Raw genomic sequence first — 16,004 nt, 5'->3', positions numbered from 1 at the left:
GTCCACGGTGCCGCGGTCCGTCGGTGGCGGGGCGGGGGCGTCCGGCAGCGGTGGATCCCTAGCGTCCGGCGGTGCGGAGAGCTGGCCGTCCGGTGGTGCGGAGAGCCGGCCGTCCGGTGGCGCGCAGGCCGGGCCGTTCGCCGGCGGGGACGCGCGTGCGTCCGGCAACGGCGGATCCCGGGCGTCCGGCGGTGCGGAGGGGGCGTCGTCCGTGGATGGCGGTGTGCGGGTTCCCGACGGCGGGGCGCGTGCGTCCTACAGCGGTGGGACCCTGGCGTCCGGCGGTACGGAGGACCGGGCCTCCGACCGCGCGGGGACACCGAGGTCCGCGAGCGCCGGTACCCCGAGCACCGGTACCCCGTCGTCCGCGAGCGCCGGGGCGCCGCGCGAGGCGACCGGCGCGGCGGATCCCGCGGCGGCGGCCCCCGGGCACCTCGACCCCGGCCACCTCGACCCCGGACACCGTGACGCCGGACACCGCGCCCCGGCCGCCCTCCTCGACCCCGGCCACCGCGCCCCGGCCGCCGGACAGGCCGCCCTCCGCAACCCCGGCCACTGCGCCCCGGCCGACGTGCCGGCCGACCCGGTGTTCGACCCTCGGCCGCCCAGCAACCTTCGGGCCCGGCTGACCTCCTTCGTCGGCCGGGAGGCCGACATCGACGCGATCCGGGCCGACCTGGCGACGTCCCGTCTGGTCACCCTGCTCGGGCCGGGCGGCGCAGGCAAGACGCGGCTGTCGCAGGAGGCCGCCGAGGCGCTGCGGCCGGCGCCGCGGGACGGGGTGTGGCTGGCCGAGCTGGCCCCGGTCGACGACCCGGCCGCCGTGCCGGAGGCGGTGCTCACCGCCGTGGGCGCGCGGGAGACCGTGCTCTACGGCGCCGGCGCGGAGGAGATACGGGCCGCGGTCGCCGACCGGCACGACGACCCGGTCGAACGGCTGGTCGAGCACTGCGCCCGGCGGCGCATGCTGCTCCTGCTCGACAACTGCGAGCACGTGGTCGACGCCGCCGCCCACCTGGTCGAGGAACTGCTCGCCCGCTGCCCGCACCTGACCGTCCTCGCCACCAGCCGCGAACCGCTCGGTGTGCCCGGGGAGCTGCTGCGGCCGGTGGAGCCGCTGCCCGAGCCAGCCGCGCTGCGGCTGCTCGCCGACCGCGGGGCGGCCGTACGGCCCGGTTTCCGGCCGGACGCCGACCCCGGGACGGCGGACGCCTGCGCCGAGATCTGCCGCCGCCTGGACGGCCTGCCGCTGGCCATCGAACTCGCCGCGGCCCGGCTCAGACTGCTCACCCCGCGCCAGATCGCCGACCGGCTGGACGACCGCTTCCGGCTGCTCACCTCCGGCAGCCGCACCGTGCTGCCCCGCCAGCAGACCCTGCGCGCCGTGGTCGACTGGTCCTGGGAGCTGCTGGACACCGGCGAGCGGGAGGTGCTGAGCCGGCTGTCGGTGTTCGCCGGCGGCTGCGACCTGGCCGCCGCCGAGGCCGTGTGCGGGCCGGCCACGCTGGAGGCGCTGGGCTCCCTGGTCGACAAGTCGCTGGTGGTGGCCGCTCCCGGACCCGGTGGCGAGATGCGCTACCGCCTGCTGGAGACGGTCGCCGAGTACGCGGCCGAGCGGCTCGCGGAGTCGGGCGAGCGCGCGCGGGCCGAGCGGGCCCACCTGACGTACTACCGGGAACTGGCCCGCACCACCGAGCCGTTGCTGCGCGGCCGGCGCCAGGGCGAGGCCATCGCCCGGCTCGAGCGGGAGTACGAGAACCTGCGCACCGCCCTGCGGCACGCCGTCGCCGCACGCGACGAGCAGGAGGCCCTGTGCCTGGCCCTCTCGCTCGTCGTCTACTGGCAGATGCGGGATGTGCGCGTCGAGGCCCGCAACTGGTGCGCCGAGGTCATGGCGCTCGGCCCCGACCCCTTCGCCGAGCCGGTGCGCCGCGCCGCCCCGGTGTGGGAACCGTGCATCGCCGCGCCACCGCCCATGACCGGCGAGGTGCTCCACGAGGCCCGGCGCGGCGTCCACCTGGCCCATCTGGCCTACATGGAGACCGAACTGGAGGCGTGGGAGTCCCCGGAGGCCAAACGCAAGCTCCAGGTCATCTCCGAGGTCTACGAGCCCGGGATGCCGCAGACCTGCCGTGCCCCCGGCATGATGTGGTTCTTCGCCGTGATCATGCTGGGCGACACCGTACGGATGCGCGCCATCATCGACGCCTCCGTGCAAACCTGCCGCACCACCCCCGGATTCGAGTGGGAGCTGGCCTACGCGCTGCAGATGCGCGCCAATCTGCTCGCCAACCGCGCGGACTGGGCCGGGGACGCGGTGCGCGACGCCGAGGAGGCGCTGGAGATCCACCGTCGCATCGGGGACGCCTGGGGACTGGCCGAGGCCCTCTCCGCGCGGGGCGAGGCCCATGAGCGCAAAGGGGAGTACCTCAAGGCGGCCGCCGACTACGAGGCGGCCGTGGAACACGCCGAGCACCTCGGCGCGCACGCGCAGGTCGCGGTGTTGCGGGCCCGGCTCGGCAGCGCCCTGCTGGAGACGGGGGACCACGACGAGCGCGGTGAACGCCTCCTGCGCGAGGTGATCGAGCAGCAGAGCGGCACCCTCAACGAGGCGATGCCCGCCGCCCGGCTGTTCCTGGCCGGCTGGCTCGGCACCCGCGACCGCCTGGCCGAGGCCCGGGAGCAAGTGCGGCTGCTGCGCACGGAGTTCACCCTCTCCCACTTCGTCGTCTTCGACGGTTTCATCCTGAGCGTGGAGGCGTGGCTGGACGCGCTCGACGGCCGCCACGAGGAGGCCCTGGACAAGGCCCGTCAGGCGCTGCACCGGGCGCAGGAGCCGCTGTCCCTGACGGTGGCGCCCCAGATGCGCGCGGCCTGCCTGACCGTCGGCGCTCTCGCGCTCGCGGGCGTGGACGGCGGTGCCCGGGCCAGCGACGCCGCCCGCTGCCTGGCCGTCGCCGACGAGCTGACGCCACCGCGGCACGTCGCGTCGTCCGTGGAGCGCCACTGCCGTGACCGGGTGGTGGCGTGCGTCCGGGACGCGCTGGGCGAGCAGGCGTACGAGGCCGCGTACGCCGAGGGCGGCGGCCTCTCGCTGGAGGAGGCCGCCGCCCTGCTCTGACAGCTTCGAAGGCTGCCGGGCCATCAGGTCTTGGTGCGGAACTTGTAGATGGCCACGGGCGCCATCACCGCCGTGATGGCCACCGACCAGATCAGGGTCACCCACAGGTCGTGCGCGACCGGCCCGCCCACCATCAGACCGCGCGCGGCGTCGGCGAGCGTGGACAGCGGGTTGTAGTCGGTGAAGGACTGCAACCAGCCCGGCATCGACTGCGTCGGCGCGAAGATCGACGAGCCGAACTGCAGCGGGAACAGCACCAGGAAGCCCATCGCCTGCACGGACTGCGCGTTCTTCAGGACCACGCCCAGGGTGAGGAACACCCACATGATCGACGAGGCGAAGGCGGCGGACAGTCCCACGGCCGCCAACAGCCCCAGCCAGTTCGTGATGTCGAAACCGACCAGGACGGCGACGATCATCAGCACGGCCGTGGCGAACAGCATCCGCACCAGCTCGACCGTGATCTTCGCGAACAGCACCGAGCCGCGCCCGATCGGCAGGGACCGGAAGCGGTCCATCACCCCGCTGTTGAAGTCCTGGCTGAAGCCGGTGCCGACGCCCTGGGACAGCGTCATGCTCATCATCGCGATCATGCCGGGGATCACGTACTGCACGTACCCGTCCTGCCCGCCGCCCAGCGCCAGCCCGATCGAGCCGCCGAAGACGTAGACGAACAGCAGGGTGAAGACGACCGGCATCAGCAGGGCGTCGAACATCGACTCCGGGTCCTGCTTGATCCACAGCAGGTTGCGGCGGATCAGCGCGCCGGTGTGCCGCAGATGCCCGCGCAGCGGGATCCGGGCGTCCACCGGGGCGTCGGCGGTGACGGTGCTCATACGGCGACCTCCTCGCGGTCGTCGGCGGCCGGGGTGTCCTGCGGGGCACCGGCGCGGTGGCCGGTGAGGGACAGGAACACCTCGTCCAGGCTGGGGAGTTCGGTGGTGATGGAGGCGATCGTGATGCCGCGCGCGGTGACCGCGCCGACCGCCGCGGTCAGCTGCTCGTCGCTGAGGATCGGCACCAGCAGGGCGCCGCCGTCGGTGTCCACGGTCGTCGCGGCCAGGCCGGTGATGCCCAGCTCGTCGAGCATCGCGGCGAGCGGGCGCAGCTCCCCCGGATCGGCCGGCTTCACCCGCAGGGTGCGCCCGCCGACCTTCGCCTTCAGCTCCTCGATGCCGCCCTTGGCGATGACCTTGCCGCGGTCCACCACGGTCAGCTCGGAGGCCAGCTGCTCGGCCTCCTCCATGTACTGGGTGGTCAGCAGCACGGTCACGCCGTCGCCGACCATGGCCTTGACCTCGTCCCACACCTCGTTGCGGGTGCGCGGGTCCAGGCCGGTGGTCGGCTCGTCCAGGTAGAGGACGGCCGGGTGGCCGATCATGGAGGCGGCCAGGTCGAGGCGGCGCCGCATGCCGCCGGAGTACGTGGCCGCCGGGCGCCGGGCCGCCTCGGTGAGCGAGAACCGCTCCAGCAGCTCGTCGGCGCGGGCCCGGGCGTCCCTGCGGGACAGGTCCAGCAGCCGCCCGATCATGTACAGGTTCTCCCAGCCCGGGAGCTTCTCGTCCACGGAGGCGTACTGGCCGGTCAGCCCGATCACCCGGCGCAACTGCCGGGGCTGGCGTACGACGTCGTAGCCGGCGACGGTCGCCTGCCCGGCGTCGGGGGTCAGCAGGGTGGACAGGATCCGCACGAGGGTCGTCTTGCCGGCGCCGTTCGGTCCGAGCACACCCATCACGGTGCCCTCGGCCACGTCCAGGTCCACGCCGTCCAGCGCCTTGGTCTCGCCGTAGTGCTTGACCAGCCCCCGCACGGTCACGGCGCGTCCTGCGCCGGTGGGGTTCTTGTCGTATCGCGTCATGCCGATGACGGTGTCACCCCCCACCGACAACCCGCCGACAAAACACCGACAAGCCGCGGCAACGCCCGACGACCTGCCGACAACCCGCCGACAAGCCATCGGCAGCCCCGACCGGGCGCCGGCATGCGCCCCGCAGGCCCGGCACGGTGTGCGGCCCGTGTGTGGGGGGGTGGGGCAGGCAGCCGCGCGTGCCGGACGCCGGACGCCTGTGTTCACCGGCGTCCGGCCGGGCGGGCGGGGCGTATGCGCCCGCCCGCCTCCGCTCGCGGCGCGGACCGCCCGGCGCGGACGACCCGGCGCAGGCCGTCCGGCGCGGAAGGGCGTCCGGCGCGGGCCGCTCGGTGCGGACCGGCCGCGTGGATCGTTCCGCGGCTCAGTGGCGCAGCGCCTCGGACGTCTGCGGGACGTGGCCGGCCACGACGCGGCCCGGCTGCGCGGTGGCCGCACCCCGGCGGTCCACGGCGTGGGCCACGGCCGCCACTGCCAGGCCGAGGACGGCCAGGGCGGCGCCGGCGAGGGCCGGGGAGGTCACGGCGAAGCCCGCGGCCAGGGTGAGGCCGCCGATCCACGCGCCGCCGGCGTTGGCCAGGTTGAAGGCGGCCTGGTTGGCGGAGGACGCCAGCGACGGGGCCGCGGACGCCTTCTCCATGACCATCAGCTGCAGCGGCGAGCCGGTGAGGAAGGCCGCCATGCCGGGCAGCGCCCCCGCCAGGGCCGCGCTCCACTCGGCCCGCATCAGCACCGGGAACAGCACGAGCCCCACCGCCAGCGAGGTCAGCCCGCCGAACAGGGTGCCGCGCAGCGAGTGGTCGGCCAGGCGGCCGCCGAGCAGGTTGCCGGCCGTCGCGCCCACACCGAACAGCGCCAGCAGCAGCGTCACGCTGGTCTCGGCGTACCCGGCGGCGTCGGTGAGCATCGGGGTGACGTAGGTGTAGGCGGCGAACAGCGCGCCGAAGCCCGCCACCGTCGTCAGCAGCGCCAGCCACACCGGCACCGAGCGCAGCGCGGCCAGCTCGCCGCGCAGGCCGGCCGCCGGGGCGTGCCGGGCGTGGCCGCCGGCCGGGGCGGGGGAGCGGGGGACGAGCAGGGCGAGTGCGACGATGGCCGCCACGCCGATCGCGCTGACCGCGAGGAAGGTCGCCCGCCAGCCCAGGTGCTGGCCCATGAGCGTGGCCACCGGCACGCCGGCGATGTTGGCCACGGTCAGCCCGAGGAACATCAAGGACACCGAGCGGGCCTTGCGCTCCGGCGGCACCATGCCCGTGGCGACCACCGCGCCCACTCCGAAGAACGCGCCGTGCGGCAGCCCGCTGACGAAGCGCGCGGCCAGCAGGGAGTCGTACCCGGGGGCCAGGGCGGACACCGCGTTGCCCACCACGAACAGGGCCATCAGGCCGATCAGGACCTGCCGGCGGGACATCCGCGCGGTGAGCGCGGCCAGCAGCGGGGCGCCGATGACGACGCCGAGCGCGTACGCCGAGACCAGGTGCCCGGCGGTGGGGATGGAGACGTGCAGGTCGTCCGCGACGTCGGGCAGCAGGCCCATCATCACGAACTCGGTCGTGCCGATGCCGAAGGCGCCGACGGCGAGCGCCAGCAGGGCGAGGGGCATGAAAGACCTTTCGAGGGGAGTTCCGTACAGCGTGCAGCGTGCGACTCGCTATGTTCAGCTGCGGAACAAAGCCTCTCAGGTCCGGTATTCCAGCAGGTTACGAGCCGGTTGCCGATGTGGTGACGTTCACACGTGCCGCCACGGGGAGGTGGTCGCTGTCCGTGCGGGGCAGCGTCCAGGAACTGACCGGCTCCACCCCCCTGACCATGATCTGGTCGATCCGCGCCATCGGGAACGACGCCGGCCAGCTGAAGCCGAACCCGTCGCCCGCCGCGCCCTGTGTGGAGCGCATCTGGGCGGTGACGGCGTTCAGGGAGCGGTCGTTCATCGTGCCGTTCAGGTCGCCGAGCAGGATCACCCTCGGCTGCCTCTCGGCCGCGATCGCCTCGCCCAGCGCGTCCGCGCTCTGGTCCCGCTGCGCGGCGGTGAACCCGGCGTTCATCTTCACCCGCACCGAGGGCATGTGGGCCACGTACACCGCGATCGGCCCCTCGGGCGTGGCCACGGTGGCGCGCATGGCCCGCGTCCAGCCCAGCCGGATGTCCACCGCCCGCACCCCGCTGAGCGGGTACTTGCTCCACAGCCCGACCGTGCCCTGCACCGCGTGGTACTTGTACGTCGACGCCAGCGCCCGCTCGTACACCGGGACCGCGGACGCCTTCAGCTCCTCCAGGGCGAGCACGTCGGCGCCCGAGGCGGCCACCTCGCGGGCGGTGCCCGAGGGGTCGGGGTTGTCGGCGTTGACGTTGTGCGTGGCCACCATCAGGTCGCCGCCGCCGGCCGTGCGGTCCAGCAGCAGCCCGCCGAACAGGTTCAGCCAGGCGGCCACCGGCAGCACCAGCGCGATCAGCGCGGTCGCCGACCTGCGCACCAGCGCCAGGACGAGCAGGACGGGGATCAGCAGGCCGAACCACGGCAGGAACGTCTCCGTGAGCGAGCCGAGGTTGCCGATCCGGTTGGGGATGTGCGCGTGCAACGCCATCACCAGGGCCAGCACCACGGCCACCGCGGCCAGCACGATGCCCCGGCGCCAGATCCGCCGATCGCCGCGCCAGCCGCCGGCGATGCGGTGCAGCAGGCGCCGGAGCCGGGACTTCCGGTGCTCGGGCCCCGGGCCGTCGTCCGCCGTCTCCGTCATGTACGCCTGTTGCGCCATACCGTCGCCTCACTGCCTGCCGTGCACACCGATCGCCCCGTGGGGTATGTGGGTTACGACCCTAGGGGATGATCGGCTCCGTTCCGCCGCCGCGTGACGGCCGTACGGGCACGAGGACGAACAAGTCGGCGCGAGGGGTTCCGGTTGACGCGACCGAATCGTGATCTGTGACGAAACGCGCACATGGCGACGGGAAACCGACCGTCGGCGATCGAACTCCGACCGGCCGCGACGGAAACCGGCCCACTGTGAGCGGTGCGGGGAGCGGGCGTGTCGAAGGGCCGTGTCGGGACGCCGTGTCGAGACGCCGCGTTGCGACGGGAAACGGTGCGCGGGACGGTGTGTCAGGATGTCGGAACGGTGCGTCAGGACCTGGGACGGTGCGTCAGGACCTGGGACGGTGCGTCAGGACGCGGAACTGACGGGCCGTAGGCCCTCCAGCACCGTGTCCACGATCTGCTCCGACAGGCCCTCGGGCAGTTCCGCGTCCGGCCGCATGACGCTGCGCACCAGCATGGGGCCCACGAGGATGTCGTTCAGCACGTCGACGTCGACGTCGGTGCGCAGCTCGCCGTTGCGCTGCCCGCGGCGCAGGATCTCCAGCTGGAGCCGGCGCCGCGGCTCGATGACCGTGGCGTGGTAGGCGCACCAGATCTTCGGGCTGGACTTCATCTGCGCGTAGACGTTGTGCAGGATCATCGAGGTGCGGCTGACCACGCCGCGCTGGCGCAGCTGCTCCAGCAGGGCCACCAGGTCGTCGCGCATGCAGGTGCCGGGCAGCTCGGGGTCGGGCGGCTCGGCGGCCCGTACGACGTCCACGAACAGCTCCTCCTTGCCGCTCCAGCGCCGGTAGATCGTGGCCTTGCCGACGCCGGCGGTGCGGGCGATGCGCTCGATGGACAGTTCGGCGAGCGGCCCCCCCTCCTCCAGCAGCTTCATCACGCCCTCCACGATGGCGCGTTCCACCGCCTCGCTGCGGGGGCGGCCCCTGAGGGGGGCCCCGGGGGCGGTGCGGCTGTCGGCAAGGCTCACGTGAGACCGTCCTTTCGTCGTGCGGGGAGATTGTCCTCCCCGGCGCTCGCGGACCGTTCGCCCGGTGGTGACCGGTGGTGGAACCGTCCACCGCCGGGCTTCCCCCGCTGACCACCGCGCTCCCCCGTGACGACCAGCGCCCGCCGGTGACCTCCGCAGGCCCCGTGACCGGCGCGCCTCGTGACCACCGCAGGCGTGCCTCGCGACCACCGCGGGCCCCGTGGCCACCACGGGCCCCCTCACCCACCGCGTCGCAGAGCCCCTACTCCGCCGCGGCCACCAGCTCCTGCTCCTCCTCGTCCCGGTGCGGCGCGGCGGCCCTGCCCGGCAGGAAGAGGACCACGACGACCGCGCCGACCAGCGCGACCGCGGTCCCGCACAGCGCGGTGACGTGCATCGCGTGCAGGAAGGCGTCGTGGGCCGGAGTCACCAGGGCCTGGCCGCGCGGGCCGAGCCGGGCGGCGATGCCGAGGGTGGCCTCGATGGACTCGCCGGCGGTGTCCCGCAGGCCCGCCGGCAGCATCCGGAGCTTGTCCTCGATGCCGTTGCGGTAGGCCGTGGAGAGCACCGAGCCGAGGACGGCGATGCCGAGGGCGCCGCCGACCTGGCGGAAGGTGTTGCTCAGCGCGGAGGCCGAACCCGCCTTCTCGCGGGGCAGCGCCTGCATGATGACGACGCTGGTCGGCGTCATGATGTGCGCCATGCCGGTGCCCATCAGGAAGAAGACGACCTCCAGCATCCAGATCGGCGTGTCCGCCTCGAAGCCGGCGAAGGCCGCCAGCATGCCGGCCAGCAGCACCAGCCCGGCCGTGGTCGTGGCCTTGTTGCCGAAGCGGTCGACCAGCAGCCGGGCGCGCGGTGCGAAGATCATCTGCGCGGCGGCCAGCGGCAGCATCAGCAGGCCCGACTCCAGCGGCGAGTAGCCGCGCACGCTCTGGGTGTAGAAGACGCCGAAGAACGTCACCCCCATCAGCGCGAAGAAGACCAGCGCGATGGCGGTCATGGCGGCCGAGAAGACCTTGTTCTTGAAGTAGCTCACGTCCAGCGACGGGTGGTCGCTGCGCTTTTCGAACAGGACGAAGGCCGCGAGGACCACCACACCGGCCGCGATGGTCGCGAGCACCTTGGCGTCGGTGAAGTCGGCCAGCTCGCCGCCCTTGATGATGCCGTACACCAGCAGGACCAGGCCGATCACGGAGAGCACGACGCCGATCGGGTCGAGCCGGCCGGGGCGCGGGTCGCGGGAGTCGGGCACCAGCCACACCATCAGCGCCAGCGCGAGGATCACGATCGGCACGTTGACGAGGAAGACCGAACCCCACCAGAAGTGGTCCAGCAGCAGGCCGCCGGTGATCGGGCCGATGGCGATGGCCAGGCCCACGCCGCCCGCCCAGATGCCGATGGCCTTGGGCTGCTCGTGGCGCTCGAAGACGTTCATCAGCACGGCGAGGGTGGCCGGCATCACGAACGCGGCGCCCAGGGCCATCAGCGCCCGGTAGGCGATCAGCTGGCCCGGCGAGCCGGACTCGGCGGCCAGCGCGGAGCCGACGCCGAACACGACGAGGCCGCCGAGCAGCACCTTCTTGCGGCCGATGCGGTCACCGACGAGACCGGCGGTGAACAGCAGGCCGGCGAAGACGAGGGTGTAGGCGTTGATCGCCCACTCCAGCTCGCTCTGCGTGGCGCCCAGCCCGGTCGGGGCGGGCGTGGAGATCGTCTTGATGGCGACGTTCAGGATCGAGTTGTCGAGCACCACTATCAGCAGGCTCAGCATCAGCACGCCGAGGATCGCCCAGCGGCGGCGGTGCACCGCTTCCGGAACCCCGGGGCCGCTGCGCTCCCGGTCGGCAGGAGTAGTCATGGCGCCGAGCCTAGGCCCGTTCCGATACGAGACCGTCTCGTATCGAAATTCTTTACCCAGAACTTACGTGCGAAGGCGGCGGGGCGTCCACGGGGGTCCTCTGGCACCGTCCGGCACGAGGTGCCACCATGGACGCGAGTCCGGGGACGCCGACAGGGCGCCCCGAGATGACTGAAGGAGCCGTTGCCATGACGCAGCTTTCGGCTGCCCAGACCAAGCCCTCCGACGGCAGCAAAGCGCTGTACGGGGGCAAGGGCACCCGCCGCATCACCGTCCGCGACATCGCCCTGGCCAAGGAACGCGGCGAGAAGTGGCCCATGCTCACCGCCTACGACGCGATGACCGCCTCCGTCTTCGACGAGGCCGGCATCCCGGTCCTGCTCGTCGGGGACTCCGCGGGCAACTGCCACCTGGGCTACGACACCACCGTGCCCGTCACCCTCGACCAGATGACCATGCTGTCCGCCGCGGTGGTCCGCGGCACCCGGCGCGCCCTGATCGTCGCCGACCTGCCCTTCGGCTCCTACCAGGAGGGCCCGGTGCAGGCGCTGCGCTCGGCCACCCGGCTGGTGAAGGAGGCGGGCGCCGGCGCCGTGAAGCTGGAGGGCGGCGAGCGCTCGCACGAGCAGATCCGGCTCCTGGTGGAGTCCGGCATTCCGGTCATGGCCCACATCGGCCTGACCCCGCAGTCCGTCCACGCCATGGGCTACCGCGTCCAGGGCCGCGGCGAGGAGGCCGCCCAGCAGCTGCTGCGCGACGCCAAGGCCGTGCAGGACGCGGGCGCGTTCGCGGTGGTGCTGGAGCTGGTGCCGGCCGAGCTGGCGGCCGAGGTGACGCGGACGCTGCACATCCCGACCGTCGGCATCGGCGCCGGGCCCGAGACGGACGCCCAGGTCCTGGTGTGGACCGACATGCTCGGCCTCACCGGCGGGCGTGTGCCGAAGTTCGTCAAGAAGTACGCCGACCTGCGCCAGGTCATGGGCGACGCGGCCCGGGCCTACGCCGAGGACGTCGTCGGCGGAACGTTCCCGCTGGAGGAGCACTCGGTGCACTAGGCACGGGCGAGCGCCCACCGCGGCGGCAGACCACTGCGGAAACACCACAGGGAGCCCCGGCCGATCTTCCCCCGTCGGCCGGGGCTCCCTCCGTGCGCGCTCGCGTGCGGCTACGCCTGCTCGCGCCAGCCGTTGGTGATCGGCAGGCGGCGGTCCTTGCCGAAGCCCTTCGCGGAGATCTTGGTCCCCGGCGGGTACTGGCGGCGCTTGTACTCGGCGTTGTCCACCATGCGCAGCGTCCGCAGGACCAGCTCGCGGTCGTAGCCGGCGGCGACGATCTCGTCGGCGCCCTTGTCGTGGTCGACGTACAGGTCGAGGATCGCGTCGAGCACCGGGTAGTCCGGCAGCGAGTCGGTGTCGACCTGGCCCGGGCGCAGCTCCGCGCTCGGCGGCTTGGTGATGGAGTTCTCCGGGATCGGCGGGGTCTGGCCGCGCTCGGCGGCGGCCCGGTTGCGCCACTCGGCCAGCCGGAACACCGACGTCTTGTACAGGTCCTTGATCGGGCCGTAGGCACCCACCGAGTCGCCGTACAGCGTCGAGTAGCCCACCGCCAGCTCCGACTTGTTGCCGGGGGCGAGGACGATGTGGCCCTCCTGGTTGGACACCGCCATCAGCAGCGTGCCGCGCAGCCGGGACTGCAGGTTCTCCTCCGCCAGGCCGGTCAGGCCGAGGGAGTCCATGTACGCGTCGAACATCGGCGCGATCGGGACGGTGCGGAAGTGCAGGCCGGTGCGGCGCGCCAGTTCGGCGGCGTCGTCCTTGGAGTGCTCCGAGGAGTACTTCGACGGCATCGAGATGCCGTACACGTTCTCCGCGCCCACCGCGTCGCAGGCGATCGCCGCGACCAGGGAGGAGTCGATGCCGCCGGACAGGCCGATCAGCACCGAGCGGAACCCGTTCTTCTGCACGTACGCGCGCAGGCCCACGACCAGCGCCGTGTAGACCTCCTCGTCGTCGTCCAGGCGCTCGGCGTAGCCGCCGGTGTGCTCCGGCTCGTACGGCGCCAGCGGCTCCTCGGACAGCACGACGCGCTCGATGCGCAGCCCGTCGTCGACCACGCCCTCCGGCGCGTCGGCCGCCGCGGCGGGCAGCTCCAGGTCGAGCACGAGGCAGGTCTCGGAGAACTGCGGCGCCCGCGCGACCACCTCGCCGTCCGCGGAGACGACGATCGAGTCGCCGTCGAACACCAGCTCGTCCTGGCCGCCGACCATGGCGAGGTAGGCGGTGGTGCAGCCCGCCTCCTGGGCCCGCTTGCGGACCAGCTCCAGGCGGGTGTCGTCCTTCTCCCGCTCGTAGGGGGAGGCGTTCACCGACAGCAGCAGGCCCGCGCGGGCGGTGCGGGCGGCCGGGACGCGACCGCCGTCCTGCCACAGGTCCTCGCAGATGGCGAGCGCGACGTCGACGCCGTGCACACGCAGGACCGGCATGGTGTCGCCGGGCACGAAGTAGCGGAACTCGTCGAAGACGCCGTAGTTTGGCAGGTGGTGCTTGGCGAAGGTCAGGACGATCTCGCCGCGGTGCAGCACCGCCGCCGCGTTCTGCGGCGCGCCGGCCGGCATGCCGTACTTCGGCTGGGCGGTCTCGCTGCGGTCCAGGTAGCCGACGAGCACCGGCAGCTCGCCCAGGCCCTCCTCGGCGAGACGGGCGGCCAGGCGGCGCAGCGCGGCGCGGGAGGCATCCACGAAGGACGACCTGAGGGCCAGGTCCTCGACGGGATACCCGGTCAGCACCATCTCCGGGAACGCCACGAGGTGCGCCCCCCGTTCGGCGGAGTGCCGGGTCCAGCGGACGATCGCGTCGGCGTTCCCGGCGAGGTCGCCGACGCGCGAGTCGATCTGGTTCAGGGCGAGGCGTAGTTGAGGCACGCACCCAGTGTAATCGTCACAACGACGCGATCGGGGGTGCGGGGAGTGTGGGCCGCCCCACGCCCGCGCGGGTGCGCACGCGCAGGCGCCCGCCCCTCGGGGAGGAGGGACGGGCGCGGGGCCGCCGGGGCGGCCGGGTGAGGGTCAGTGGCGCCAGTAGGACTCCACGTAGCCCTTCGCGGGCGAGCCGACGCCGGTGACGTCGTCGTAGCCCTTGACCGCCTTCAGCGAGCTGTCCTTGCCGAGGCTGCGGACGGACACGCTCAGCCCGTCGGCGGCGTCGACGCCGTTGACATAGTCGACGCGCGCGACCGCGAGGTCCTTGCCGGTGGGCCGGTCCACCACGTCGTGGTAGACCTTCGTGCCGTACTGGGCGTAGATCGCCGGGTTGGCGAAGCCGATCGCCTTGCCGCCGCGGGCCTGCTGAGCGAGCGCCTGGACGCCCGCGATGACCGGCGCGGCCAGCGAGGTGCCGCCGATGCGGTACTCGCTGTACTGCTGCGACCCGTCGGGGAAGGTCTGCGTCTGGCCGACGAGGAACCCGGTGTTCGGGTCGGCGATCGCCGCGATGTCCGGCACGACGCGGTTGCCCGCGGCGTTGTTGGCCGTGGCCAGCGCGTTCGGGACGACGCCCTTCTGGTAGTACGGCTGCGGCACGGTCCTGCTGGTGCCGCCGCCCGCACCGGAGGTGTAGGCGCCGGGGAAGCCCTCCCAGCTCGTGCCGTCGGCCGACAGGGTCGCCTTCTCGGTGCCCCAGCCGGTCTCCCACAGGTACGTGTCGCCCTTGCCGACGGCCAGCGAGGTGCCGCCGACCGCGGTCACCCACGCGGAGTTGGCCGGGGTGTCGACCTGCTTGGTGCCGGTGTGGGCGACCTCGTCGCCGTTGTCGCCGGAGGAGAAGTAGAAGCCGATGCCCTCCACCGCGCCGAACTGGAAGACCTGGTCGTAGGCGGCGGCCAGGTCCGGCGTCTGGTTGGCCTCGATGTCGCCCCAGGAGTTGGAGACGATGTCGGCCAGGTGGTTGTCGACGATCTTGCTGAGCGAGTCGAGCAGGTCGTCGTCGTAGCAGGAGGCGGCGCCCACGTAGGTGACGTCCGCGTCCGGCGCGACCGCGTGCACGGCCTCGACGTCCAGGGTCTCCTCGCCGTACCAGCCGGCGGCCCCGCACTCCTCGGTCTTCGTGTAGTTCTTCGGCAGCACCTGGTGCAGCCGGCCGGTCTTCCAGGCCGCGTCACCGTTCTTCTTCGCGTAGGTGGCCGCGTCGTAGGCGATCGTCGGCGAGGCGTAGGCGTCGGTGATGGCGACCCGCACGCCCTTGCCGGTGTACGTGCCGGCGCCGTAGGCGGAGCGCAGCTGCTTGCCGGTGTAGCCCTTGACCGCGTACGGGATCTTCTGGCCGTACGCCTCCGGCAGCGTGCTCGCGACGGTCGAGCCGTAGTACGAGGAGAACGGCCCGGCGTTCTTGAACACGGCGTCCGGCGGCGGCAGCTGGTCCTTATGGTTCGCCTTGTGCGGGGCGTTGTCCAGGCCGGTGACGGTCAGGACGGCACCCTTCAGGCTCTCGGGCACCGAGGCCGCCTGAGCGGGCGCGCGGTAGGTCTTCGAGCCCTTGGCGAAGTTGTGCAGCTGGGTGCCGAACGCCTTCTCGGCGGCGGCCACGTCACCGGAGACCGCCACGTAGTGCGGGGTGACGGAGGTGACCTTCAGGCCCGCCGACGTCAGCCACGACTTCACGGCGGCCACCTGGGCCTCCGTCGCGCCGAAGCGCTGCTGGGCCTGCCGGGCCGTCAGGTACTTGCCGTACTGGGGCGAGGACGGGTCGGCGACCGCCTTGGCGTACGCGGCCAGGCCCGCGGCGTCCCGGCCGGCCAGGTACACCCGGGCGTTGACCTGGGCGCTGTCGGAGGTGGCGCCCTTGTCCGCCTTGGCCGTCGCCCAGACGGGCTTGGTGCCCGCCAGCGCGCCTCGGCCGGAGTGGTCCGCGGCGTGCGCCGCGGGTATGCCGAGCACCAGCGCGCCGGCGACCATCGGCAGTGTCGCTGCCAGGCTCACACCGGCGCGCACGGTGGCGCGGTTGGATCTCATAGAACCCCCTGCGATGCGGATCGCATGTAACGCAATGAGTGGGTGGGACCTCGCGTGGTCCGCGATGCGGCCGCGGCGGTTCGGCCCAGCGAATGGATCACACGATCGACAGCCACTCTTCCTGATGAACCGTGCATGCCAGGGGAATGGGCAAGCCAAGAGAAAGCCAAGGAAGCGTCAGGAGCGGGCGAATGGCGGGGAATTGAGCACTTCGTCCTGGGCGGAGGCGGCGGTCCCGGGCATCGCCGGGCGCCAACCGGCTGTCTGTTCTTGTGCGTTGGGCATGTCGGGCATCGTCCGGTTCGTCCGCGTCCCGGCGGCACGGACACGGCAGGCGCTGGGGTGCTGGGGCGCAGGGG

At 73.0% G+C, this 16,004-nt stretch carries 10 protein-coding genes; 2 read left to right on the top strand and 8 right to left on the bottom strand.

Annotated features, from left to right (window positions below; translation table 11 throughout):
• Positions 1–223 precede the first annotated feature (223 nt).
• Positions 224–3,121: an ATP-binding protein gene (locus GV126_RS10660; RefSeq protein WP_438947836.1), complete on the top strand. Its 2,898-nt coding sequence runs from the start codon at positions 224–226 to the stop codon at positions 3,119–3,121.
• 23 nt (positions 3,122–3,144) lie between these two features.
• Here GV126_RS10660 and GV126_RS10655 read toward each other — a convergent pair whose 3' ends face one another.
• From GV126_RS10655 to GV126_RS10630, 6 genes are all read right to left on the bottom strand, one after another.
• Entirely contained in the window at positions 3,145–3,957 is an 813-nt protein-coding gene (locus GV126_RS10655) for an ABC transporter permease (RefSeq protein ID WP_159664749.1), read from the bottom strand.
• Complete coding sequence (locus GV126_RS10650; RefSeq protein WP_159664747.1) at positions 3,954–4,979, bottom strand: ATP-binding cassette domain-containing protein; 1,026 nt, start codon at positions 4,977–4,979, stop codon at positions 3,954–3,956. Before GV126_RS10650 ends, GV126_RS10655 begins: the two co-directional genes overlap by 4 nt.
• A gap of 373 nt (positions 4,980–5,352) precedes the next feature.
• The gene (locus GV126_RS10645; RefSeq protein ID WP_159664745.1) at positions 5,353–6,591 is read right to left on the bottom strand and encodes an MFS transporter; all 1,239 of its coding nucleotides are present in this window, start codon (positions 6,589–6,591) and stop codon (positions 5,353–5,355) included.
• Positions 6,592–6,688: 97 nt separating this feature from the next.
• Positions 6,689–7,747, bottom strand: coding sequence for an endonuclease/exonuclease/phosphatase family protein (locus tag GV126_RS10640; RefSeq protein ID WP_159664743.1), 1,059 nt, complete (start codon positions 7,745–7,747; stop codon positions 6,689–6,691).
• Positions 7,748–8,152: 405 nt separating this feature from the next.
• Positions 8,153–8,779 carry a TetR/AcrR family transcriptional regulator gene (locus GV126_RS10635; RefSeq protein ID WP_159664741.1) on the bottom strand — a complete coding sequence of 209 codons (627 nt, stop codon included), beginning with the start codon at positions 8,777–8,779 and terminating at the stop codon, positions 8,153–8,155.
• A 262-nt stretch (positions 8,780–9,041) separates the two neighbouring features.
• Complete coding sequence (locus tag GV126_RS10630; protein ID WP_185947805.1) at positions 9,042–10,640, bottom strand: MFS transporter; 1,599 nt, start codon at positions 10,638–10,640, stop codon at positions 9,042–9,044.
• Positions 10,641–10,828: 188 nt separating this feature from the next.
• Here GV126_RS10630 and panB point away from each other — a divergent pair, with 188 nt between their 5' ends.
• On the top strand, positions 10,829–11,695 hold the full coding sequence (panB, locus tag GV126_RS10625) for a 3-methyl-2-oxobutanoate hydroxymethyltransferase (protein ID WP_159664739.1): 867 nt from the start codon (positions 10,829–10,831) through the stop codon (positions 11,693–11,695).
• A gap of 110 nt (positions 11,696–11,805) precedes the next feature.
• On the opposite strand, the gene GV126_RS10620 is transcribed toward panB, so the two are convergent.
• Both GV126_RS10620 and GV126_RS10615 read right to left on the bottom strand, forming a co-directional pair.
• A complete protein-coding gene (locus GV126_RS10620; protein WP_159664737.1) occupies positions 11,806–13,560 on the bottom strand; it encodes an NAD+ synthase in 1,755 nt (584 codons plus the stop codon).
• 144 nt (positions 13,561–13,704) lie between these two features.
• Positions 13,705–15,645 (bottom strand): S53 family peptidase, encoded by a 1,941-nt coding sequence (locus tag GV126_RS10615; protein ID WP_159664735.1) that lies wholly within the window; start codon positions 15,643–15,645, stop codon positions 13,705–13,707.
• Between the last annotated feature and the right edge of the window lie 359 nt (positions 15,646–16,004).

Source organism: Streptomyces mexicanus, from assembly GCF_902506575.1.
In the GTDB taxonomy this organism is placed as follows: Bacteria; Actinomycetota; Actinomycetes; order Streptomycetales; family Streptomycetaceae; genus Streptomyces; species Streptomyces mexicanus.
This window is presented reverse-complemented; position numbering and strand designations above follow the sequence as displayed.